Source organism: Haliea sp. E1-2-M8 (assembly GCF_030649675.1).
In the GTDB taxonomy this organism is placed as follows: domain Bacteria; phylum Pseudomonadota; class Gammaproteobacteria; order Pseudomonadales; family Halieaceae; genus Haliea.
This window is the reverse complement of the sequence record NZ_JAUTDR010000003.1, coordinates 64,895-88,292: the sequence shown is the minus strand read 5'-3', so window position 1 is coordinate 88,292 and position 23,398 is coordinate 64,895. Positions and strand designations below refer to the sequence as shown.

Annotated in this window: 19 protein-coding genes; 15 read left to right on the top strand and 4 right to left on the bottom strand. The window is 64.4% G+C overall.

Annotated elements, in window-relative coordinates:
* Position 1 precedes the first annotated feature (1 nt).
* Genes cofH through npdG form a run of 4 tightly spaced genes read right to left on the bottom strand, consistent with a single transcriptional unit; the run spans position 2 to position 5,569 of the window.
* Positions 2 to 3,169: a 5-amino-6-(D-ribitylamino)uracil--L-tyrosine 4-hydroxyphenyl transferase CofH gene (cofH, locus tag Q6D67_RS03450; RefSeq protein WP_304704176.1), complete on the bottom strand. Its 3,168-nt coding sequence runs from the start codon at positions 3,167 to 3,169 to the stop codon at positions 2 to 4.
* On the bottom strand, positions 3,160 to 4,122 hold the full coding sequence (gene cofD, locus Q6D67_RS03445) for a 2-phospho-L-lactate transferase (protein ID WP_304704175.1): 963 nt from the start codon (positions 4,120 to 4,122) through the stop codon (positions 3,160 to 3,162). Before cofD ends, cofH begins: the two co-directional genes overlap by 10 nt.
* Entirely contained in the window at positions 4,119 to 4,886 is a 768-nt protein-coding gene (gene cofE / locus Q6D67_RS03440; protein WP_304704174.1) for a coenzyme F420-0:L-glutamate ligase, read from the bottom strand. The genes cofD and cofE overlap by 4 nt, the downstream gene beginning before the upstream one ends.
* On the bottom strand, positions 4,883 to 5,569 hold the full coding sequence (gene npdG / locus Q6D67_RS03435) for an NADPH-dependent F420 reductase (protein ID WP_304704173.1): 687 nt from the start codon (positions 5,567 to 5,569) through the stop codon (positions 4,883 to 4,885). The genes cofE and npdG overlap by 4 nt, the downstream gene beginning before the upstream one ends.
* A 208-nt stretch (positions 5,570 to 5,777) precedes the next feature.
* Between npdG and Q6D67_RS03430 the strand changes: the two genes are divergently transcribed.
* From Q6D67_RS03430 to Q6D67_RS03360, 15 genes are all read left to right on the top strand, one after another.
* The gene (locus tag Q6D67_RS03430) at positions 5,778 to 6,560 is read left to right on the top strand and encodes an SDR family oxidoreductase (RefSeq protein ID WP_304704172.1); all 783 of its coding nucleotides are present in this window, start codon (positions 5,778 to 5,780) and stop codon (positions 6,558 to 6,560) included.
* Complete coding sequence (locus Q6D67_RS03425; RefSeq protein WP_304704171.1) at positions 6,557 to 8,569, top strand: pyrroloquinoline quinone-dependent dehydrogenase; 2,013 nt, start codon at positions 6,557 to 6,559, stop codon at positions 8,567 to 8,569. Before Q6D67_RS03430 ends, Q6D67_RS03425 begins: the two co-directional genes overlap by 4 nt.
* 92 nt (positions 8,570 to 8,661) lie before the next feature.
* Positions 8,662 to 12,132 (top strand): DUF1631 family protein, encoded by a 3,471-nt coding sequence (locus Q6D67_RS03420; RefSeq protein WP_304704170.1) that lies wholly within the window; start codon positions 8,662 to 8,664, stop codon positions 12,130 to 12,132.
* A complete protein-coding gene (locus tag Q6D67_RS03415; RefSeq protein ID WP_304704169.1) occupies positions 12,129 to 13,328 on the top strand; it encodes a helix-turn-helix transcriptional regulator in 1,200 nt (399 codons plus the stop codon). The genes Q6D67_RS03420 and Q6D67_RS03415 overlap by 4 nt, the downstream gene beginning before the upstream one ends.
* A gap of 89 nt (positions 13,329 to 13,417) precedes the next feature.
* Positions 13,418 to 14,176, top strand: coding sequence for a fumarate/nitrate reduction transcriptional regulator Fnr (gene fnr / locus Q6D67_RS03410; RefSeq protein WP_304704168.1), 759 nt, complete (start codon positions 13,418 to 13,420; stop codon positions 14,174 to 14,176).
* Positions 14,177 to 14,282: 106 nt separating this feature from the next.
* On the top strand, positions 14,283 to 14,885 hold the full coding sequence (locus Q6D67_RS03405; protein ID WP_304704167.1) for a Yip1 family protein: 603 nt from the start codon (positions 14,283 to 14,285) through the stop codon (positions 14,883 to 14,885).
* Positions 14,886 to 14,937: 52 nt separating this feature from the next.
* A complete protein-coding gene (gene ccoN / locus Q6D67_RS03400) occupies positions 14,938 to 16,386 on the top strand; it encodes a cytochrome-c oxidase, cbb3-type subunit I (protein WP_304704166.1) in 1,449 nt (482 codons plus the stop codon).
* A complete protein-coding gene (gene ccoO, locus Q6D67_RS03395) occupies positions 16,383 to 16,991 on the top strand; it encodes a cytochrome-c oxidase, cbb3-type subunit II (protein ID WP_304704165.1) in 609 nt (202 codons plus the stop codon). The genes ccoN and ccoO overlap by 4 nt, the downstream gene beginning before the upstream one ends.
* A gap of 5 nt (positions 16,992 to 16,996) precedes the next feature.
* Positions 16,997 to 17,176: a cbb3-type cytochrome c oxidase subunit 3 gene (locus tag Q6D67_RS03390; protein ID WP_304704164.1), complete on the top strand. Its 180-nt coding sequence runs from the start codon at positions 16,997 to 16,999 to the stop codon at positions 17,174 to 17,176.
* Entirely contained in the window at positions 17,169 to 18,047 is an 879-nt protein-coding gene (gene ccoP, locus Q6D67_RS03385; RefSeq protein WP_304704163.1) for a cytochrome-c oxidase, cbb3-type subunit III, read from the top strand. Before Q6D67_RS03390 ends, ccoP begins: the two co-directional genes overlap by 8 nt.
* 68 nt (positions 18,048 to 18,115) lie before the next feature.
* Positions 18,116 to 19,525 (top strand): cytochrome c oxidase accessory protein CcoG, encoded by a 1,410-nt coding sequence (gene ccoG, locus Q6D67_RS03380; protein WP_304704162.1) that lies wholly within the window; start codon positions 18,116 to 18,118, stop codon positions 19,523 to 19,525.
* Positions 19,525 to 20,019 carry a FixH family protein gene (locus Q6D67_RS03375; protein ID WP_304704323.1) on the top strand — a complete coding sequence of 165 codons (495 nt, stop codon included), beginning with the start codon at positions 19,525 to 19,527 and terminating at the stop codon, positions 20,017 to 20,019. The genes ccoG and Q6D67_RS03375 overlap by 1 nt, the downstream gene beginning before the upstream one ends.
* A 17-nt stretch (positions 20,020 to 20,036) precedes the next feature.
* Positions 20,037 to 22,445: a heavy metal translocating P-type ATPase gene (locus Q6D67_RS03370; RefSeq protein WP_304704161.1), complete on the top strand. Its 2,409-nt coding sequence runs from the start codon at positions 20,037 to 20,039 to the stop codon at positions 22,443 to 22,445.
* Between the two features lie 13 nt (positions 22,446 to 22,458).
* Positions 22,459 to 22,647: a cbb3-type cytochrome oxidase assembly protein CcoS gene (gene ccoS / locus Q6D67_RS03365; RefSeq protein WP_304704160.1), complete on the top strand. Its 189-nt coding sequence runs from the start codon at positions 22,459 to 22,461 to the stop codon at positions 22,645 to 22,647.
* A complete protein-coding gene (locus Q6D67_RS03360; protein ID WP_304704159.1) occupies positions 22,637 to 23,341 on the top strand; it encodes a sulfite exporter TauE/SafE family protein in 705 nt (234 codons plus the stop codon). The genes ccoS and Q6D67_RS03360 overlap by 11 nt, the downstream gene beginning before the upstream one ends.
* The last annotated feature ends 57 nt before the right edge of the window (positions 23,342 to 23,398 follow it).

The window sequence follows — 23,398 nt, the reverse complement described above, 5'->3', positions numbered from 1 at the left end:
CTCAGTTACAGGCCGCCATCAGCACCACCTGCTCTGGCGGCACCGGGCGCGGCGCATCCGTAGCCAGTAGCAGGCGTTTGTCGCGGGCGCGTTTGCCGGCGTCGGCGTTGTCCACCGGCAGCAGCTCGGCCGCAGAACCTGCAGCCTCGCGGCGTTCAGCCGGGGCGTCGGCATACAGAGTATTGCGCAGACGCGGCTGGCGACCCAGGCTGCGGATGCGCTGCTCCATTACGGCCGGCGCCCATTCCTGGCCGTGGGCTGCACCGGCGGCGCGGGTAATGCTCTCGTTCATCAGAGTGCCGCCGAGGTCGTTGGCCCCGGCGTTGAGGCACACATCCACCCCGGCACCGCCCATCTTCACCCAGCTGGTCTGGATGTTGTCGATATGGCCGTGCAGGACCAGCCGCGACACCGCGTGCATCAGCACCGCCTCGCGGAAGGTGGGGCCGCGGCGGGCGCGCCCGCGCAGGAACATCGGCGCCTCCATGTGCACGAAGGGCAGCGGCACCAGCTCGGTAAAGCCGCCGGTGCGGGCCTGCAACTCGCGCACCGCCAGCAGGTGCCGGGCCCAGTGCCGGGGCTGCTCGATATGGCCATACATGATGGTGGCGGTAGTGCGGAAGCCCACCCGGTGCGCGGTTTCCATTACCTGCAGCCACTCGGCGCTGTTGAGCTTGTCCGGGCACAGGGTGGCACGAACCTCGTCATCAAGGATTTCCGCCGCCGTACCCGGCAGGGTGTCCAGCCCCGCCGCCTGCAGCTGGCGCAGGAAATCCTCGAGGGACACACCCAGGGTCGCCGCACCCTGCCACACTTCCAGCGGCGAAAAGGCATGGATGTGCATCTCCGGCGTGGCGGCACGCACGGTGGCGAGAATGTCCAGGTAAGTCTGCCCGGTGTAGTCCGGGTGAATGCCGCCCTGCATGCAGACTTCGGTGGCTCCGCGCTGCCAGGCCTCGCGGCAGCGGCGGGCGATCTCGGTGGCGCTGATGTCGTAGGGGCGCCCCCGCAGCTCCTCGCTGTGCTTGCCCTTGGAGAAGGCGCAGAACTGGCACTTGAAATAGCAGACGTTGGTATAGTTGATATTGCGATTGATGGCGTAGCTGACCGTGTCGCCACAGCGCTGGCGGCGCAGCCGGTCCGCGGCGTCCACCACGAAGCGGAATTCGGGGCCGCGGGCGGTAAACAGGCGCTCCAGGTCTGCTTCCGCAAGCGCGGTGCCGCTCTCGCAGCGTTCCACGATCTCGCGCAGATCAGCGCCCACGGCGAAGGCATTGACCGGCTCGCTGAGCAGGCCCGCCTCCACGTTTGGCACCGGCGCCTCCTCACCCGGCATCCAGCTGTCGCGGCGGGCAAAGCCCGCGGCGTCCTGCTGGCGCAGCACCGGGGATTGCACCGCGGGATCCAGCCAGGTCTGCGGTGCGTTGGCATAGGTCGGGTAAATTGTCAGCCGCTGTTCCAGGAATTTACCGGCGGCGGCGGTCTCACGGGCCAGCTGGTCCAGATGCGGCCACGGCGCTTCCGGGTTGACGTGGTCGGGCGTCAGGGGCGACACGCCGCCCCAGTCATTGATCCCCGCAGCCAGAAGCTGCGGCAGTACGCCGGGGCTGAGATTGGGTGGTGCCTGGATGCTCATGGCCGGGCCAAAGATGATGCGCGCCACCGCCAGGGTCCAGAGCAGCTCTTGCAGATCAGGTTCCGGCGCCCGGGCCATCAGGGTGCCTGGCTTGGCGCGGAAGTTCTGCACGATGATTTCCTGCAGGTGGCCGTATTCCTGGTGCACCGCACGCAGGGCCAGCAGGGACTCAATGCGCTCGCGGCGGGTTTCCCCAATGCCGATCAGAATCCCGGAGGTGAACGGCACGTTTGCCGCGCCGGCCAGGGCCAGGGTGCGCAGCCTTTCCGCCGGCACCTTGTCCGGGGAACCGTGGTGGGGCATGCCCTTCTCGCACAGCCGCGCGGACGCGGACTCCAGCATGATGCCCATGGAAGCACTGACCGGGCGCAGTAAAGCGATCTCTTCCGTGGTCATGCAACCCGCATTGATATGGGGCAGCAGGCCCGTCTCTTCGATAATTCGCCCTGCCACGTGTGCCACGTACTCCAGGGTGCTGGCAAAGCCCAGCGCCGCCAGTGCCTCGCGGGCTGCACGGTAACGCAGCTCGGGCTTCTCGCCCAGGGTCAGCAGGGCTTCCTGGCAGCCGAGTTCTGCGCCCTGGCGGCACAGCTCCAGCACCTCGTCGACGCTCATGAAGGGCGCCTCCACCTTCTTCGGCGTGGTGGCGAAGGTGCAGTAATGGCAGACATCGCGGCACAGCCGGGTCAGGGGAATAAACACCTTGCGCGAATACGTCACCACATTGCCGTGGCCCAGATCCCGCAGCTGGCCAGCCAGGGCCACCAGGGCGGAGGTATCATCGCAGTCCGCCAGGGCCAGGGCGCGGGCGCTGTCCGGCGGCTCGGCCAGGGACTGCAACCAGCTCCTGGTGTGCCCGGGGGGCATAGTTGCAGCCTGGTGGTGCAGCTGCAGGAGATCTGTCGGGGTATCTATATCGCGGGCAATACCGGGCCGCTGCAGGTTGCGGCCGGGCAAGCCCTGCGCCCGGGCCCACGCAAGGTGGGCACTGCTGCTGTCCGGGCCAAAGGCGAAACGGGGTAGCGTGCTCGCGGGAAACAGCAACAGGTTGGTGCCGGTACCTGTGGCATCCACCCCCACGACCAGCCCGCTGCGGGCTTCGGCACAGGCCAGGGCGGCGTCGATATCCGCGCTCGTCAACAGGGGAAGGTCCGCATGCAGCACCAGCAGCAGGGACTCAGTGTCGGCGTCCTCACGGCGCAGACGCGCGCAAGCGGCCGTCAGCACCCCGTTCAGTGCCGGTAGCGGGCCCGTCATTGACGGGGATTCACCCTCTGCCAGCAGACCCTGTTCAGACCACAGGCGCACGGCCGTCACAGCCGCCAGATCGCGCGCATCGGTATCGTCCGAAACCAGGGTGATGCTGCTGATGGCCGGGTGGGCGCAAAGCGCCGCCAGTACATCCCGGGCCATCGCCAGTGCCAGGGTCCGGCGCTGCTCGCTGTCGAGCAGGCCCGCCAGACGGGTCTTGGCCCCGTCCAGCTGTTTCAGCGGCAACACCGCATGTACAGCAGGGCGGCAATTCAGCGGCACAACAGCTCCAGACAGACCGTTGCCAGGGCCTGTTTGTCAGCGCGTTCGCGCATAATGGTTGCCGTCACTTCCACCTCCATGCCGAGCTTCTGTATTGCCGGTGCCAGTGTAGCGTCACTGTGGTCTACCACAAACGTTTCGATCAAGCCCGGATAGCGTCGAGCATAGTGTGCCGCGACCCCGGTGGCGGTGACCGGCAGGTTCAGCTCCGCCATCATCTTGGCCGCAGGTCCTTTAAGCGCCTGGCCGGCGACAATAGGCGCCACTGCCAGCACGGGAACCTGCGACTCTCGCAGGGTCTGCCAGAAACTGTCCAGCTGCAGCATGGGATCTATGCTCACAAAGGGGTTGGAAGGACAAATAATTACCCCGCCCAGGGCCCCCGACGCACACAGGGCCGCAAGGGCCGGTTGCAGGGCTGCGCTGCCGACACCGGAAAAGCTGAACCCGTGTACCGGGGGACGGCACTGTTCCCGCACGAAGTAATGCTGGAACGGCAGGTCACCCGCGGCGGTTTGCACTACCGTCCGCACCGGGTCATCGCTCATGGGATAAACCGCTGCTGTTACCCCGAGACGCTTGCCCAGGTCAGCCGTAACCGCGGACAGGGTTGTACCCCGCGCCAATTCGCCCGCGCGCCAGAGGTGGGTGGCGAGATCGCGATCGCCGAGGCGAAACCAGCTATCCGCACCCAGCTGCTCCAGTGCGGCCAGCACCTGCCAGGTTTCCCCGTCCAGGCCCCAGCCCTGCTGCGGGTTGCTGATGCCCCCCAGGGTATAAAGCACGGTGTCGATGTCGGGGCAGATGGTGAGACCCAGGTGCTCGAAGTCGTCACCGGTATTGCAGGCGATGTGCAGCTGTCCGGCAGGCAGCTGATCATCCAGGCCCAGGCACAGTTTGGCGCCACCGACACCCCCGGACAGTGCCAGCACCGGCCCCGTGGGCAGCGTCACCGAAACATGTCCTGCTCGCGGGGCCGCAGCAGCGCCCGGGCGTTGCGGCTGGACGGCCGCAGCCGGGCGCCGCGAGCCAGCACCACCGGCAGGCCCTCGGCGGCCTGGCCCATCACCAGCGACGCGGCACTGGCGAGTTCGTCCGCCACGGCGGGCTCGGTGACTTCCAGGCGGTTGCCGAAACGATCCTGCTCCCCGATCTGGTTGAACAGTGGATCCAGGCCCGCGGTACCCAGCGCCAGGCCCACCGTGCCCATGCGCCAGGCGCGGCCGGCGCTGTCGTTGATGATGATCTGGGGCGCCGTGCCGCAGCGGACTGCGAGCGCCTCGCGCAGCGCCGCAGCAGAGGCGTCGCAATCCTCCGGCAGCAGCAGCACCTGGGGATCAGCGGGATCATTGCGTATGTTGGAGCGATCGATCCCGGCGTTGGCGTGCACATATCCGAGCCGATGTTCGACGATAATCACTCCCGGCCGCACCCGCAGAACCTCCCGCGACTCGCGCAGGATAAGCTCCACCAGGCGCGGATCCTTGTCCGTGTCGCGGGCCAGTTCCAGAGCCCTGGGGCCGGGTTCCACCTCTGCCAGGCGGCGGTAGCGCCCCTCGGCCTTGGACACGATCTTCTGCGCCAGCACCAGGACATCGCCGTCCTGCAGGGTCAGCGCACTGGCCTCCAGACTGGCGGCAATCAGCGCCGCCAGATCATCCCCCGGAACAACCTCGGGAAAATTCTCCAGCGGAATCAGCTCGAGGCGTGCGCTCATTCATGGCTTTCCAGGCCGGAAATGCGGATTCCGGCGTGGCAGTTGTACTGCTTGTTGATGGTAATCAGTACCGAGGTCAGCGCCTCGGCGGCGGCGGCATTGGCAATCATGCCGGCGTGGAAGCCACGCAGACCGGCGGCTTCAACCAGCTTGATCACTTCCGCCCGGGCCTCTTTCTTGTCGCCACAGACCAGCACGTCGCAATCCACGGCTCCGGTGTCCTGCAGATGCGCCGCAGCCACATTCTGGAAGGCGGAAACAACAGCCACGCCTTCGCCCAGCAGGTCCTGGGCAATCTGGCCCGCGCTGCCTTCCGGCGGCAACTGCACCCGCGCAACCCGCGGCGGCACCAGCGGCACCGTTACATCGATAAGGATCTTGCCTTGCAGGGCCGGCGCAACCAGCTCCAGCGTGGCTTTCTGGTGACTGAAAGGCACGGTGATGACCACAATCTCGGCCGCCTCGGCCGCCGCCAGGTTTTCCATGGCCTCGACATTCACCGCGGCCGCACCGCGTTCTGCCATGACCGCGCGCAGATCAGTGGCAGCGGCCTCGGCCTTGTCCGGGGTACGCGAGCCGATGATGACGCGGTAGCCAGCCTTGGCCCAGCGCCGGGCCAGCCCCGTTCCCAGGTCGCCGGTACCGCCGAGGATGGCGAGCACGGGCAGTGATTCAGTTGCCATAGGTATGATTCCTGCTTGCTTGGTGAAGGGCCTGATGGTTCAGCTAAGTCTACCGAGACCGCCTCTCTCCGCCCGGAAAATGGTCGCCGCCCCGTCGGCATTTCCCGATCCCGGGGGAAGGGGGTAGGATGCGCGGAGCCGAGGCATCTTAGGCAATTCATCTGCCGATCACAAGTTGCCACAAGACAGCAGCAAGGAGCAGGGTGACATGCACAGTCCCATGGATTTCAGCGGACGCACGGTATTGGTAACCGGGGGCGGCAAGGGTGTCGGCAGAGGCATCAGCGAACGCTTCCTGGCCGCGGGGGCCGAGGTGGCGATCTGCGGGCGCAACCCGCCCGATTCGCTGCCGGCGGCGGGTGGGCGCGAAGCGTTCTTTGTGGCCTGCGACGTTCGCCGCTACGAGCAACTGGAAGCACTGGTCGATGCCGTTGTCGAACGCTTTGGGCACCTGAATGTGCTGGTCAACAACGCCGGTGGCGCACCTCACGCCGAGGCTGCGACCGTTTCCCCCCGCTTCCACGAATCCATCATTGCCCTCAACCTGACCTCGGCCCTGCACGCCGCCCAGCTGGCGAACCGGGTCATGCAGCAGCAGGAGGACGGTGGCAGCATCATCAATATTGCCAGCGTCAGCACCCTCCGGCCCTCCCCTGGCACCGCCGCCTACGGCGCCGCCAAGGCCGGCCTGGTCAACCTGGGGCACTCGCTGGCGGTGGAGTGGGGCCCGAAGGTCCGCATCAACGCCATCATCGCCGGGCTGGTGGAGACCGAGCAATCGCATCTGCACTACGGTGACGCCGAGGGCGTGGCCGCAGTGGGCCGCACCATCCCGCTGGGGCGCATGGCGGTACCGGAGGATATCGGCGACGCTTGCCTGTTCCTGGCCTCACCCATGGCGTCCTATATCAGCGGCACCAGCATTGCCGTCCACGGTGGCGGCGAGAAACCCGCCTTCCTGCAGGCTGCCAATGCGGGTACCGGCGCATGAGCCGCCAACGCAGCGTGGCTGCGTTCGTCCTGGCGCTGGGTCTGGGTCTGGGCCTGGCCGCTGGCTGTCACGCAGCGCAGGAGCCGGAGCCCGGCGCCAGCGCTCGCGCAGCCGTCACCGCCGGCTGGCCCAACTACGGGGGCGAGGACGCCAGCCAGCACAGCCCGCTGGTGGACATTACCCCGGCCAACGTGGCGCAGCTGGAACTGGCCTGGGAGCACCGCTCCGGTGACTTCAGCGACGGCAGCGGGGACTGGGGCCTGACCTCGTTTCAGGTCACCCCCGTGGTCGACGGCGACACCCTGTATTACTGCACGCCCTTCGGCCGCGTATTCGCGCTGGACGCGGAAACCGGCGCCGAGCGCTGGCAGTTCGACCCCAAAGCGCAGAACCGCCGCAGCGGAATCTACCCGGTGGTCTGTCGCGGGGTGGCGCTGTGGCAGGCCAGCGACCCGGAGGAAGCCGCTGGCAGCTGCGGGCAGCGGGTGCTTTACGGCACCCGCGACGCGGAGCTGATCGCCCTGGATGCGAACACCGGCCTGCCCTGTGCAGACTTCGGCACCGATGGCCGGGTGTCCCTGCGCGAAGACATCAGCGGCGGCGAACCGCTGGTGTACTACCCGACCTCGCCGCCCTGGGTGCAGAACGATGTCGCCGTGATCGGCGCCATGGTCCCGGACAACGAGCGCAAGGATGTGCCCTCCGGCGTGGTGCGCGCATTCGATGTACGCAGCGGCAAACTGGTCTGGGCCTGGGAGCCGGTGACCGAAGAATACCGGGAACGGCACCGCGACAGCCTGGGCAATGCCCGCTATCACACGGGCAGCCCCAACGTGTGGGCGCCCATCGCCGGTGATCCCGCTCAGGGTCTGGTGTACGTACCCACGGGCAACCCGGCACCGGACCTGTTTGCCGGGGAACGCGACGGTATCGACGCCTATGGCTCTTCGGTGGTGGCACTGGATGACCGCAGCGGTGAGCTGCGCTGGCACTTCCAGACCGTGCACCACGATGTCTGGGACTACGATGTGGCGTCCCAGCCCACCCTGTTCCGGATCCCGGGGGTGGGCGCCGGGCGCCCCGGCCTCGCTCAGGCCACCAAGATGGGCCATGTATTCCTGCTCGACCGCAACACCGGGGAGCCGCTTTACCCGGTAGAGGAGCGCCCGGTGCCGGGGGATGGCGTGCCCGGCGAAATCCTTTCACCCACGCAGCCTTTTCCGACCCACCCGGCGCCACTGCACCTGCCGCAGCGGCTGGGCCCCGAGCACATGGACGGCTTTGTCTGGCTGGACAAGCTGGCCTGCCAGCGGGAGTTGGCCAAGTACCGCAATGAGGGCATCTTTACCCCGCCCAGCCTGCAGGGCAGTGTCCTCTACCCCAGCACCACCGGCGGCATCAACTGGGGCGGCATCAGCATCGACCCGGAGCGCGGCCTGCTCATCGTCAACCAGATGCACCTGGCGTCGGTGGTCCAGCTGATTCCGCGAGCTGAGTACGATGCGCTGAACCCGACCCAGGGTTATCCGATAGAGCATTACCCGATGACCGGCAGCCCCTATGGCGTACGCCGGTTTCCCCTGATGTCGCCCCTGGGCGCCCCCTGCAATCCGCGCCCCTGGGGCAGCCTGACTGCGGTGGATTTGCGCACGGGGGAAACCGTATGGAGGCGCAGCCTGGGCAACACCCGGGGCCAGGCCCCATGGCCGTTCTGGTTTGACGCCGGCAGCCCCAACGCCGGCGGCCCCCTGACCACAGCGTCCGGCCTGATATTCATCGCTGCGACGACCGACTCGAGCTTCCGCGCCTTTGCCAGCGCCAGCGGCGAGCTGTTGTGGGAGTACGACCTGCCCTTTACCGGCAACGCGACTCCACTCAGCTACCGTACGCAGCCGCGGGGACGCCAGTTTGTGGTGTTGGCTGCCGGTGGACACGGTTGGTCAGAGGCCGGCGATGCGCTGCTCGCCTTCAGCCTGCCAGCACCCGGGGACAAACCGCCCCCACCCTGAATGCGGTATTCCACTGCGCCGGCGCACGGGCCTGTTTGTGCCCGGCGTCCATGACGGTATACTGATTTTTTTTGTTCACCGGAGGAAGGCGCTTGAGCCTGCTGGACAGTTACCGGGCACTCAGCGAGCGCGAGCTTCACGGCCTGTTCACGGCATTTCTGGAGGAGCTCAGCGATCACCTGTTGAGCATATCCCCAGGGACGCAACCCGGGCAGGTTGGGCGGGGAACAGTTGCGGAAGCAGTCGCCATTCTCCAGCTGCAGCGCCAGGCCATGGTGGCCGCCTATCTGGAACACATCCGGGACTTTCATGCCAAGCTCACCCCGCCGTCCTCGGAATTGCACCAGTGGTGGGATCTGATTGAAGAGGGCGGCACGCTCGACCTGGTTGATCTGAACGACTTCGAGGACTTTCTTGCGGTCGAGCGGATGGTCAACATCGGCGAGGACCTGTACCGGATACCGCTGGAGGCACTGCAGATTCGGGTAGCGGAGCTCGCGAGCGCCGATCCCATGCTGCTGCGACTGCCGGAACACGTGGCGCAGCTTTGTCGGGCCCTGCAGCAGGTGCTGGAGGCATATAAAATCCCGCCGAAGCTGGCGCCCAGGATCTACGATTTTTTCGTGACCCATTTTGTCCGCCGGCTGGACGATTTCTTTGCAACGCTCAACGAGTATCTCGCGGCAGGGGGCATCAGGCCGGAGCTGGAATCCGAGATCCGCACCCGCGGTTCCCTGCTGAAAAAACTGGACAGGCCCGAGCGCCGGCCACCAGCGTCCCCGGGCACCGAACCGCAGGAACAGCCTGTCGCACCGCACCTGCCAGACCCCGGTACGCCCCGGGCGGAGGCCAACGCACCAGAGTCTCGCCCGCAGAAGCTCTACAGCTCTGTGATCAACGCCCTGAATTTCAAGCGCGAGGCCGAGGGCGGCGCGGTGGCAGCCGGCAGCGGGCCGGTGGCGGATGCCCAGGCCGTGGTCGACGCGCTGGCGCGGTTGCAGCAGAACAGCGAGGCACTGCAGCAAATCCAGAGCGCCGGATCCATCGCCGACTTTCTGGTCGCCCACGCGGGAGAGGCACAGGGCCTGGGTAGTGGCAGCGGTATCAGCGTCGAGAATCGCAACCAGCTGGAGATGGTTGACAGCCTGTTCGGGACCATCCAGTCAAAGCTGGATGTCAGCACAGAGCTAAAGCCCGCCCTCGGCAACCTGCAGATTCCGCTGGCGCGCCTGGCCCTGCTGGAGCCCCATTTCTTTCTCGACGCCGAGCACCCTGCCCGCAGCCTGGTGGACAAACTGGCCGTGCTGGCAAGCTCGGCCAACTTCCCCAACCGGATGCTTGAGGCCAGGGTCGAAGCCATCATCGACACCATCGTCAGCAATTACGATCGCGACACTGAAGTGTTCGACCAGGCCCTCGCCGGGGTCGAAAAGCTGGTCCAGCAGCAGGCCCACGCCCACGCACGCAATGTCGAGCGGGTGGTCAAGGCGCAGGAGGGCAAGGAGAAGCTGAGCAGCGCCCGCAACGCCGTGGACGCCGTTGTTCGCGATACCCTGCCCGAGTCGGGCGCGCCCCAGGTTCTGTTGGACCTGATCGACAATGGCTGGCGCGACCTTATGGTGCTTACCCACATCAAGCAGGGCGCCGACAGCCGCGAGTGGCAGGAGCACTTGCGCACCCTGGACCTGCTGGCGGCCTGGCTGGTCCAGCAGCAACAGGGCGACGCCGATGAAGATCTGGTCGTCGAGCGCAGCATGGAGGCCGAGCCCTTCATCGACCTGCTTGAACAGCAGGTCAGTGCTGCGCTGCCCGGCAACGTGTCGATCCAGACGGTACTGGACGAGCTGCGCGCCATCCTCGCCGGGGAAGCGCCGGTTGTGGTCGCAGCGGCAACCCCGTCCGAGGCCGCGAGTGGCGAAGCTGTCATCGATGCCCGACGCAAGCGAATCGACAAAACCCTGCGCTTGCGGCGCTGGGTGCGGCGGGTGGAGGAGCTGGAAACCGGCAACTGGCTGAACTACCGCGACAAGGCGGGGCAGCGGCACCGGATGCAGCTGGCCTGGATCAGCGACGACCGGGAGCGCTTCCTGTTTGTCAACGATCGCGGGCAAAAGGTGGCTGAACTCGACAAGGTACAGCTGGCCCGCCAGCTCAGCCGCGGGGCACAACCGCCAGCACCCGCAGACAAACTGTCGGTGGTCGACCAGAGTATGTACGGCACGCTGGAACATGTGCAGCGCACCCTGAGCTTTGCCCGCAATCATGACTCCCTGACTCGCCTGATCAACCGTGAGACATTCCTCGAGCAACTGGACCGAACCCTGCGTCACGCCCAGCAGCACCGCTCCCAGCATGCCATGCTGTGGCTCAATGTCGACCGCTTCAATCTGGTCAACGAGGTCTACGACCGTATCAGTGGCGACCAGGTTTTGCTGGAGTTCTCGCGCCTGCTGGCGCAGCTCCACGGTAAAAAAACTTCCTCTGCGCGGTTGGGCGAGGATGAGTTTGCGGTGCTGCTGGTCGACCGGGACCTGGAGCAGGCACAGGCGATTGCCGAAAAGATCCGCAGCGAAATCGCCGCTGGCAGCGTAGAGATCGAGGGCGAGAAGGTCAGTTTCACCGTCTCTATCGGGATTGCCCCGATTCTCGACTACAGCCCCGGTGTCGACCAGGTCATGGCCAATGCCCGCGAGGCCATGCAGCAGGCCAAGGAGCAGGGCCGCAACCGGGTCGAGCAATATGGCGACAGCGAGGACACGGTAAAAAGCTATCGGCAGGAGCAGCGCCGCTCGCGACGGGCGCTGGAAGAAGCGCTGGAGAGCGAGCGGTTCGTACTGCGGGCGCAGCCAATCGCGAAGACGGCCGTGGCCGGCCACATGCGCACCACCCGCCACTATGAACTGCTGCTGGCTGTGCGTGACAAGGATGGCAACCTCAGTTCTCCCCAGGCTTTCATCGACTCCGCCGAACGCTATGGTTTCATGACCCTGGTGGATCGCTGGGTAGTGCGCGAGGCCTTTCGCTGGATAAGCTCCCTGATGGACGCCCAGAAAGTGGTGCCCAACCTCGCCATCAACCTGTCCGGCGCCAGCGTCACCGACGATGCGTTCCTCGATTACCTGTTCGAGCAGATCTCCGAATTCGGTGTTGGCACCAACCGCCTCTGTTTCGAAATCACCGAGACCGGCACCATAGCCAACCTGGTCAAGGCGGCGGATTTCGTCCGCGCCTTCCGCAATATTGGCTGCAAGTTCTCTATCGACGACTTCGGCACCGGTTTGGCCAGCCACAATTACCTGCGGGAGCTGCCGGTCGACTACGTCAAGATCGACGGCAGCTTCATCACCAATATTCACCAGAACCGCAACGATTATGCGATGGCGCGTTCCATCAACGACCTGGCCCACTTCCTGGGCCAGGAAACCATCGCCGAGTCGGTTGAAAATGAGGCCATCATCGAAAAGCTGCAGGAGATCGGGGTTGATTACCTGCAGGGCTGGGGCATCGGGCGGCCCAAGCCCCTGGCAGAAGTGGCGCTCGACCTCTTGAGTATCGAGAAGTGAAGGGATCCGGGTCCAGCCTGACACCCGCCATGCTGGCCGCGATTCCCGCCGACTACGATGAGCTGGTCGCGGCACTCTACCGCGGGCCGCTGGAAAGCCCGCCCTGGGCTTCGGCCCTGCCCGCACTGCGTAAACTGATCGATTGCCACGTCGTATCCCTGGTGTTGCGACCACCGGCGGAGGACGACCGCGGGGTTATTCTCAACAGCGTGCGCCCCCCCAGCGAGGATATAAATCCGGAGGGGCTGTCGGATCCCGCCGACTGGGAGGTGACCGCCTACCGCGAACAGTTCTTCTCCCTGGATCCTTTTGTCAATCTGCCGCCGGACCGGGTGGTGGCGCTCGAGGATATTCTCAGCGACGAGGAACTGGTGGCCTCGGACTACTACGAACACTACCTGAAATCCGCCGGCCTGTTCCGCATTCTCGGCCTCGACACTGTCGAGCCCGGCGGCATGCTGGCCCGCCTGCGCTTCTCCCGGCGCCGCAATGAGCCCCATTTCAGCACCGACGAGCGCAATTTGCTCACCCGAATCGCGCCCCACTTGCGCTTGTCCATACAGGTGTATGCCACCCTCAGCCGTACCGTGTCCGAGCGCAATCTGTACGCCGGTGCCGTGGAGCAGCTGGCGGTGGCCACCATTGTACTGGATGAACAGGGCCGCATCCTCAGCACCAATACCATCGCCCGGGCGCTGCTGGACGAGGGCAACGGGCTCAGCGTACGTGGACAACAGCTGGTCATTGAGGGCCGCGACAAGAACCGGGAACTGCAGGCGGCGCTGGAGACCATCATCAAGGCCCAGCAGCGGGGCGAGACTTCGGTCGTCCGGGCCCTGCGCATTCTCCGCAGCGGCGGCCATTCCCAGCTCGGCCTGGTGCTGCGGCCGGTGCCCGTCCCGGAGTGGGGGGAAGGCCAGTCGAGCCCCTGCGTGGCGGTATTCATCTCTGACCCGGAGCTCAACGAAACTGCTTCCCAGGGTACCCTGGGGCAGCTCTTTGACCTCACTCCGGCCGAGGCCAACCTGGCCTTGTTGCTGTCCCGGGGCCTCAGCCTGACCGAGGTGTCCGAGGCCCAGAATATTTCCCCGCATACCGCCCGCGCCCAGCTGAAATCCATTTTTGCCAAGACCGGGGTTTCCCGCCAGGCGGAACTGGTGCGGTTGATACTGAAAAGCGTCGCCTCACTGGGTTGAAAGCCCGCCCCTGATCTGATACCCGCGGGGTGCAGGGGGGCAGGCAAATGCTCTATACTTTGCAGCGTATATATGTCCAAGGGGAAACCATGTCCGGGCACCTGCAGAACCTCAGCGAAACCGCGCCATTCCGATCATGTAACCACGAGTTCAAAGTCAGCTGCGAAACCTGCAGGCTGAGTCGGATCTGTCTGCCGCTGGCGCTCAACAGCACTGACCTGGAACAGTTGGAGAACATCATCCAGCGCAGCAAACCGCTGCAGAAGAACGAGCTCCTGTGTCACGAGGGAGCTCCTTTCCAGTCTATCTACGCCGTGCGCTCGGGTGCCATGAAAGCTTACCGGACCACCAGCGATGGGCGCGAGCAGGTGACCGGCTTCTACTTCCCCGGGGAAATCCTCGGCATGGACGGTATCAGCGAAAGCGCCCATGCCTCATCGGCGCGGGCCCTGGAGACCTCGGCCATCTGCGCGATCCCCTTCGACTCTCTGGAAAAGCTCAGCGCACTCATGCCGGGCCTGCAACGGCACCTGTTCCAGTTGTTGAGCCGGGAGATTACCGAAGACCAGCTGCTTATCACCCTGTTGAGCAAGAACTCGGCCGATGAACGGGTAGCCACCCTGCTGTTGAGCATCTCCAGGCGCAATGCCCGCCGCCAACTGAGCGCGAGCCAGTTCCGGCTGCCCATGTCCCGGGTGGATATCGGCAACTATCTCGGATTAACCGTGGAAACCATTAGCCGAGCATTCAGCCGGATGCAGAAAAGCGGCATTCTGCGTGTCGACAACAAGGAAATCGAAATTCTGAATCACGAGGCCCTGCAGCTGGCGGCAAACATCCCCGCATGAGCGCTGACGGGAGACCTCTGTTGATCTGCATCATGGCGCCGACAGCGCAGGCAGTTAGAATGCGCCCGTACCAGGCACAACGACTTTTCGGGGAGAGTAAAACAACATGATCCAGCACACTCTAGGCCTACTGGTAAAACCCGATGCACAGTGGCGCAGCGTCGCCGCTCTGCCCACGAGCTCGCTCAATATCCTGGTACTTTATCCCTGCGTGCTGGCACTATTGCCAGCAGTGGCCTGGTATTTCGGCACCAGCCGCGTGGGCTGGACGGTCGGCGACGGGCCCGCCATCCGGCTGACCCTGGACAGCGCACTGCAGCTGTGCATCCTGTTTTACTTTGCCATGGTTGGCTGTGTGGTGGCGGTGGGCTATTTCATTCACTGGATGGCGGACACCTACGGTGCTGAAACCAGTTTTGTCAGAGGCATCGTGATCGCTGGACTGTCGGTAACGCCCCTGTTTGTGTTCGGTCTGGCCGGGTTTTATCCCCTGCTTTGGGTGGACATGCTGGTGGGCGTAGTCGCGGTCAGCTGGTCGGTGTACCTGCTGTATCTTGGCATTCCCATTATGGTGAATATTCCCGAGGAGCGCGGCTTCCTGTTCTCAACCGCAGTAGTCGCGGTGGCGCTGGTCATACTCGTGTCCCTGATGGTAACCACCGTTATCCTCTGGGATCTTGGAGCGGGCCCCGCCTTCACCGACGTCTGAACAACCCTGGTCCGGGCACTTGCCCCACCTTCAATGACAGTGGAACCAAACCATGAGTGAACTCAACGCTGCGCTGGAGCATCCGACCTATAACTACAAGGTCGTGCGCCAATTTGCCATCATGACGGTGGTATGGGGAATCGTGGGCATGCTGGTCGGCGTGCTGATCGCCGCCCAGCTGGCCTGGCCGGTCCTGAACTTCGACCTGCCCTGGACCAGCTTCGGCCGGCTGCGGCCGCTGCACACCAATTCGGTGATTTTCGCCTTCGGCGGCAGCGCCCTCTTCGCCACCTCCTACTACGTCGTCCAGCGCACCACCCAGGCCCGCCTGATCTCCGACAAGCTGGCCGCCTTCACCTTCTGGGGCTGGCAGGCGGTGATAGTGGCGGCAGCGGTAACCCTGCCGCTGGGGCTGACTTCCTCCAAGGAGTACGCAGAGCTCGAGTGGCCCATAGACATCCTTATCGCGGTGGTCTGGGTTTCCTACGCCATCGTGTTTTTCGGCACCATCGTCAAGCGCAAGGTCAGCCACATTTACGTGGCGAACTGGTTCTTCGGTGGCTTCATTGTCACGGTGGCCGTACTGCACATCATCAACAGTGCGGCGATGCCGGTAGACATGACCAAGTCCTACTCGGCCTACGCCGGCACCGTCGACGCCATGGTGCAGTGGTGGTACGGGCACAATGCGGTGGGCTTTTTCCTTACCGCGGGCTTCCTTGGCATGATGTACTACTTCGTGCCCAAGCAGGCGGAACGGCCGGTGTACTCCTATCGCCTTAGCATTGTGCACTTCTGGACCCTGATCGCGGTCTATATCTGGGCCGGCCCCCACCACCTGCACTACACTGCCCTGCCCGACTGGGCCCAGAGCCTGGGCATGGTGATGTCCATCATTCTGCTGGCACCCTCCTGGGGCGGCATGATCAACGGCATGATGACCCTGTCCGGCGCCTGGCACAAATTGCGTACCGACCCGATCCTGCGCTTCATGGTGGTGAGCCTGTCCTTCTACGGCATGTCCACCTTTGAAGGCCCGATGATGTCCATCAAGACGGTGAACGCGCTGTCCCACTACACCGACTGGACCATCGGTCACGTCCACTCCGGCGCTCTGGGCTGGGTGGCCATGATCTCCATCGGCTCTCTCTACCATCTGATCCCGGTGGTATTCGGCAAGAACCGCATGTACAGCATCGAGCTCATCAACGTCCACTTCTGGATGTCGACCATCGGCACCGTGATGTACATCGCCTCCATGTGGGTCAACGGCATCCTGCAGGGCCTGATGTGGCGCGCCTACAATGAGGACGGCACCCTCACCTACACCTTTGTCGAATCCCTGGTGGCGAGTCATCCGGGCTATCTGGTGCGGCTGGCCGGTGGCGCCATCTTCTTCTCCGGCATGCTGGTAATGGCCTACAACGTCTACATGACCACACGCAAGGATGTAGCCGAGCAGGCACTGCCCGCGGGCGCGGCACAGGGGAGTCACGCATGAAGCACGAAGTCGTAGAGAAAAACGTTGGCCTGATGATTGTCTTGATGATCGTCGCCATCAGTTTCGGCACCCTGGTGGAACTGGTTCCGCTGATACTCGGCAAGCAGGTCAGCCAGCCCATTGCCGGCCTCAAGCCGCTGCCCGCCCTGGAACTGGAGGGCCGGGACATCTACGTCCGCGAGGGTTGCAACAACTGCCACTCGCAGATGATCCGCCCGCTGCGCGCCGAGACCGAGCGCTACGGCCACTATTCCGTTGCCGGCGAATTCGTCTATGACCACCCCTTCCTGTGGGGCTCCAAGCGCACCGGTCCGGACCTGGCCCGGGTCGGGCAGCGCTACAGCGATGACTGGCACCGGGCGCATATGTACAACCCGCGGGATGTGGTACCGGAATCCAACATGCCCGCCTATCCCTGGTTGTTCGACAACGAGATCAACGGTGAGCGCACGGGCAAAAAAATGGCCGCGCTGCGCCGCGTCGGCGTCCCCTACTCGGATGAGGACATCGCCGGTGCCGCCAGCGCGGTGGAAGGCAAAATGGAGATCGACGCCGTGGTTGCTTATCTGCAGCAGCTCGGCACCCTCCTGCAGACGAGGCGCTGATCAGCATGGATATCAATGATCTCAGAGGAATCAGCACCGCTCTGCTGTTCTTTGCCTTCATCGGCCTGTGCATCTGGGCCTGGAGCAGCAAGCGCAAGAAATCTTTTGACGAGGCCGCCAACCTGCCCTTTGCAGATGAGGAACTGAGTCAACGCACCACGCAGGAGGAAGCAAAGAATGACTAGTTTCTGGAGCTGGTGGGTCATTGTCCTGACCGTCATCACCTTTGTCGGGATCACCTGGATCCTGCTGGGCAACCGCAAACGCGGCGAGGGCGAGACCGACAAGACCACCGGTCACGCCCACGACGGTATTGAGGAGTACGACAATCCCCTGCCGGCCTGGTGGTTCTACATGTTCGTAATCACCATCGTCTGGGCTATCGGCTACCTGATTATCTACCCCGGCATGGGTAACTACCCTGGGCTGATCGGCTGGACCCAGATCGGCCAGCACGAGGCGGAAGTCGAGGCAGCGGAAGCGCGCTACAGCGAAATGCGCAGCCGCTACCTGGCAACGCCGGTCGAGGAAATCGCCCAGGATCCGGCGGTGCGCAGGATGGGCATGCGCCTGTTTGGCAACAACTGCGCCCAGTGCCATGGCGCTGACGGCAAGGGCCGCTACGGCTTCCCCAACCTGACGGACGACGACTGGCTTTACGGCGGTAGCCCGGAGGCGCTCAAGGCAACCCTGGTCAACGGCCGTCGCGCCGCCATGCCGGCCTGGGCGGGGGTGCTGGGCGACCAGGGCATCGCAGAAGCCACAGAGTACGTGCTGTCCCTGAACGGGCGCTCGACCGATGCGGACATGACCGCTGCCGGCGAGGGGCACTACCAGATGTACTGCGCAGCCTGTCACGGCGCGGACGCCAAGGGTAACTACCTGTTCGGCGCGCCCAACCTGACCAACGGCATCTGGCTCTACGGTGGCAGCCGCGAGCAGATCGCACACAGCCTGCGTGCCGGCCGCAACGGCGTCATGCCAGCCTTCGGCGAAAGCCTGACCGAAGACAAGATCCACATCCTCGCGGCCTACATCTACAGTCTCAGCAACTGATCTACCCGCCGGCCCCTTCGAGGGGCCGGTCGCTCCACCCTCCCCGCACTCGACAGTGGTAACGCGGCATGAATGACAAGAACCTGATTGATGTCCACGAGTTCGCTCCGGCGGAGGTCAGTGAAATCGATCTTTATCAGCATCGGGAAAAAATCTACACCCGCAAGATCGAGGGTTTCTACCAGCGTATCCGCCTGTACACCGGCTGGCCGCTGTTGATCGGCTATTTCCTGTTGCCCTGGCTGTCCTGGGATGGTCGCCAGGCGGTCTGGTTCGATCTGCCCGAGCGCAAGTTCCACATTCTGGGACTGGTGTTCTGGCCCCAGGATTTCCCCCTGTTGGCATTCCTGCTGATTATCTCCGCCTTTGCCCTGTTCGCAGTCACGGTATTCGCCGGCCGGGTCTGGTGTGGCTACACCTGTCCCCAGACCGTCTGGACCAGTATTTTCATGTGGATCGAGCAGAAATTTGAAGGCAGCCGCAATCAGCGCATGCGCCTGGACAAGGCCCCCTGGAGCGCCGAGAAGGTGCTGCGCAAGAGCCTGAAACACGGTGGCTGGTTATTCGTTGCCTTTCTCACCGGCATGACCTTCGTCGGCTACTTCTACCCCGTGCGGGAATTGCTGCCCGACCTGCTGACTTTGTCCGCGGGCCAGTGGGGCGTGCTCTGGACCATCTTCTTCACCCTCGCCACCTACATCAATGCTGGCTGGTTGCGGGAACAGGTCTGCATGTACATGTGCCCCTATGCGCGCTTCCAGTCGGTGATGTTCGACCAGGATACCCTTATCGTCTCCTATGACCCGGCGCGGGGCGAGCCGCGCGGATCGCGCAAGCGCGACGCGGACCACAAGGCACTGGGGCTGGGGGACTGCATCGACTGCGAGCTGTGCGTACAGGTGTGTCCGACCGGCATCGACATCCGCAACGGCTTGCAGTACGAATGTATCGGCTGCGCCCTGTGCATTGACGCCTGCAACTCCGTGATGGACAAGATGTCCTACCCACGTGGCCTGATCAGCTACACCAGTGAGCACCAGCTGCAGGGCGGGACGACCCACTGGCTGCGTCCCCGTATCATCGGCTACCTGCTGGTACTGTGCGTGATGGTGGGCCTGTTCAGCTACCGGATCCTCACGCGGGTACCGCTTGAGCTTACCGTGATCCGGGATCGCAACGAGCTGTACATGACCACCATGGACGGCAAGATAGAGAATATCTACACGCTAAGCCTGGTCAACATGGAGCAGTCCATGCACGAGTTCGAGATTCTGGTCAGCGGCATAGACGGAGCCGAGATCATCGGCGATTCCGTCTACACACTGGACGGCGGCGAAGTGCGCAGCATCAGCTTGCGGGTTCGAGCCGCGCCGGAACAACTGCCACGCCCCAGCAGCGAGATCGTGTTTACGGCCAGGGCCACCGACCAGGAGTCCCTGGAAATTCGTTCTGAATCGCGTTTCATGAGGCCACTGTGATGAAGCCTGTATACCCCGATCAGGACACAACACCATGGTATCGGCAGTTCTGGCCCTGGTTTCTCATCGCCCTGCCGGGAACTGTGGTCGTGGTCAGCTTTCACCTCATGTACACCGCCTACAAGCACTCGGATGATCTGGTAGTGGATGAGTATTACAAGGTGGGTCTGGCGATCAACCGCCAGCTGGAGCGCAAGGAGCGTGCCGGGGAACTCGCACTGGCAGCACAGTTCACCATTACCGAGCATCAGGTCACAGCCAGGCTGGAGGGGCCAGTGACGGCAGACACCCTGGAGCTTACTTTCTCGCACCCCATGGAAGCAGACCGCGACTTCAGCGTTGCGCTGCAGCGGGTGGGACCGGGTATCTACAACGGCCAGTTGCAGACCGCCGTTGCCGAACGCTGGCACTGGATCCTCAGTGACGCCGCGGGCAACGAATGGCGCCTGGACGGCGTCGTTCGCGCCGAAGACCTGCTCGCAGACGACTCCTGAGGGGGCGAGGCACGGCGATGAGCGGCCCCCAGCCCTGTTTCCACTGCGGCGAAGCCGTACCCTCCGGCACCCGCCTCAGCGTTGACATCGACGGCATTGCCCAGCCCATGTGCTGCCCCGGCTGTCGCGCCGTTGCCAGCCTCATTGCGGGCAGCGGGATGGCGAGCTTCTACCGACAGCGCACGGCTTTCAGCGAAACACCAGCCAGCGACGCCGCGCCGACGCTGGACGAATACCGGCTCTACGATGACACGGCCCTGCGCCGCCAGTTCTGCAATCCCAGCGAAGATGGCACGGAGAGTGCGCGCCTGCTGCTTGGCGGCGTCACCTGTGCAGCCTGTACCTGGCTGATTGAGCAGACTCTGCTGCGTGAGACCGGAATTCTGGATGCGCAGGTCAATCTGCAACAACAGCGCCTGATGGTGCGCTTCGACAATACGCGGGTCCAGCCCAGCCGCATCTTCGCGCTGGTCGAAGCGCTGGGCTATAGCGCCAGACCATTCCACAACAGCAGCCAGCGCGAGCAGATCGAGCTGGAATACCGCACCGACCTGCGCCGGGTGGCAGTGGCCGGTGTCGGCATGATGCAGGTTGGCATGTTCGGCATCGCCCTGCATGCCGGCGATCTGCAGGGTATCGCGCTTGAGCACCAGACCCTGCTGCGCAGTGTCAGCCTGCTGGTCGCAAGCTTTGTCATGCTCTACTCCGCACGCCCCTTTTTCACCACTGCCTGGCGCCATCTTCGCCACGGCTCGCTGGTGATGGATCTGCCGGTGGCTCTGGCCATCGGCCTGGCCTTCAGTGCCAGCGTCTGGGCGACCGCCACAGGCGGCGGTGAGGTCTATTTTGATTCGGTCGTCATGTTTACTTTCTTCCTGCTCCTGGGCCGGTTCTTCGAGAAGCGCGTGCGGCGCAGGCACATGCTCGCCTGCCATGATGCCGAAGACAGTCTGCCACTGGCGGTAACCGTGCGTCGTGGCGAAGCGTGGGAACGGGTGTCGCGCCGCGTGCTGCAGCCCGGCGACACAGTGCGGGTGGTGGCCGGCGAAACCATTGCCCTGGATGGCACAGTGCACAGCGGTACCAGCGCCGTGCGCGAGGACACCTTCAACGGTGAGTATGTGCCGCGCACGGTGGCACCGGGTGATGCCGTCTTTGCCGGCACCATCAACCTGGAAGGCAGCCTGGAACTGGAGGTGCAGCAGCTTTACGAGAGCAGCCGCCTGGCGGCGCTGCAGCAGAGCGTGGAACGGGCCCAGCGCGCCAAACCGAATCTGGCGCGGATGGCTGACCGTTTGTCGGCCTGGTTCGTGGCTGGCATCCTCCTGATTACCGCTGTGACCGGACTGGTCTGGAGCCAGATCGCGCCGGACCAGGTGCTGTGGATCTGCCTGTCGGTACTGGTGATCAGCTGCCCCTGCGCCCTCGCCCTGGCCACGCCAGCCGCTCTCACCACGGCTGCCAGCGCCCTGCGCGATAAAGGGGTGGTGGTACACGGGGAAAACGCCATTGAAGCCCTGTCCCGGGCACGGCTTCTGGTGTTCGACAAGACCGGTACCCTGACCGAGGGCAAGCTGCAGCTTGAGTACGTCGCACCTTGCGGCCCGCTGCGGGCAGAGGCGCTGACCGCACTCGGCAGCGCCCTGCAGCAACACTCCAACCACCCGGTTGCACATGCCTTCCGCGACATCGCGCCGGTGACCTCGCTCAGCGATCCGACCTACGTGGCCGGCGCCGGCGTTGAGGCAAGCTGGGAGGGCCAACGCTACCGCATGGGCAGCGAGCGCTTCTGTCGCGAGATGGCGCCCAGCTTGACGACGCCGCCGGATGCCAGCCTGTACTGGGTCGCTCTGTGCACGCAGGACCAGCCGCTGGCCTGGTTCGGGTTCTCTGACCGGTTGCGCCCTGAAACCTCAGAGGTGGTGACAGCCGCCCGCAGAGCGGGCATGACGCTGGCTCTGCTGACTGGAGACAGCTCCTCCGCCGGCAACCGGCTGGCGGAGGAGCTCGGCTTTGAGCATGTCGGCACCGGTCTGTCGCCGGAGGACAAGATGCAGCAGGTGCGCCGCTGGCAGGAGCAGGGACAGGTGGTCATGGCGGTCGGCGACGGGCTCAATGATGCGCCTCTGCTGAGCCTGGCCAACGCCTCCTTCGCCGTCGCCAGCGCGACCGACCTGGCCCGGGCACAGGCCGATTTCGTGGTCGACAGCGACAACCTTGGGGCTCTCATTACCAGCTTGCACAAGGCCCGCCAGTGCACCCGCGTCATCAAACAGAATTTCGCCTGGGCCCTGGGCTACAACTGCTGCGGGATACCGCTGGCCGCCATGGGCTTTATTCCACCCTGGGCGGCCGCTCTGGGAATGTCGCTCAGCTCGCTGATCGTAGTGATGAATTCACTGCGCCTCAATAAATCCCGCGGCTGAGGCGGCGCCTGCCATGGAAAGTCTGTACCTGTTGATTCCAATCGCCCTGGTCTTCTGCGTTATTGCTATTCGCCTGCTGATCTGGGCCATAGACAACGGCCAGTACGAGGATCTGGACAAGGAGGCCTCCCGCATCCTCATGGAAGAGGAAGCTGGCAAGCAGAAACCCCCGCCGCAAGAAGGGAACGATAATGTTGACTGAACTCGGCAGCGCTTTCGCTCTCGGGCTGGCAGGTGCAGGCCACTGCCTGGGCATGTGCGGGGGTATTGCCGCCGCGCTGCAACTGGGCGGCGCCAAGGGTACCGGCATGACCCTTGCGTATCACGGCGGTCGCATCACCAGCTATACCCTGCTCGGCGCTGCCCTGGGCTTTGCCGCCGGCAGCATCGACATCGCGGCCTGGACCATGACGCTGCGCTATCTCGCCGGCATTCTGTTGGTCGCAATGGGGCTGTACATAGCCGACTGGTGGCGGGCGCTGCAGTGGCTGGAGCGGGGCGGCGCCCTGCTCTGGCGTCCGGTACAGCGCTGGTCCGGCAAGCTGCTACCGCTGCGCCACTGGTATCAAGGTGCGGCACTCGGGCTGTGCTGGGGGCTGATGCCCTGTGGGCTGATCTACAGCAGCCTCGCCTGGGCGGCTACGGCCCAGGACGCCAGATTGTCGGCATTGATGATGCTGTTTTTTGGTCTGGGCACGCTGCCGGCCATGCTGGCGACCAGCTTCGGTGCCGGCGCAGTGCAGTCACTGCTGCGGCGCAGGGGGCTGAAAATCGTTCTGGGTATCCTGCTGATACTGTCGGGACTGTGGACACTGTACCTGACGATCAGTCACAGCGGTCACGGCCAGCCCAACAACGGGCAGCAGGAACAGATGGCGCCCCAGCATCATCATTGATGGCTGGAGAGCCCGGAGCAGGCAAGGGGAGCTGGCGGGAGAATCCTAGCGAGCCGC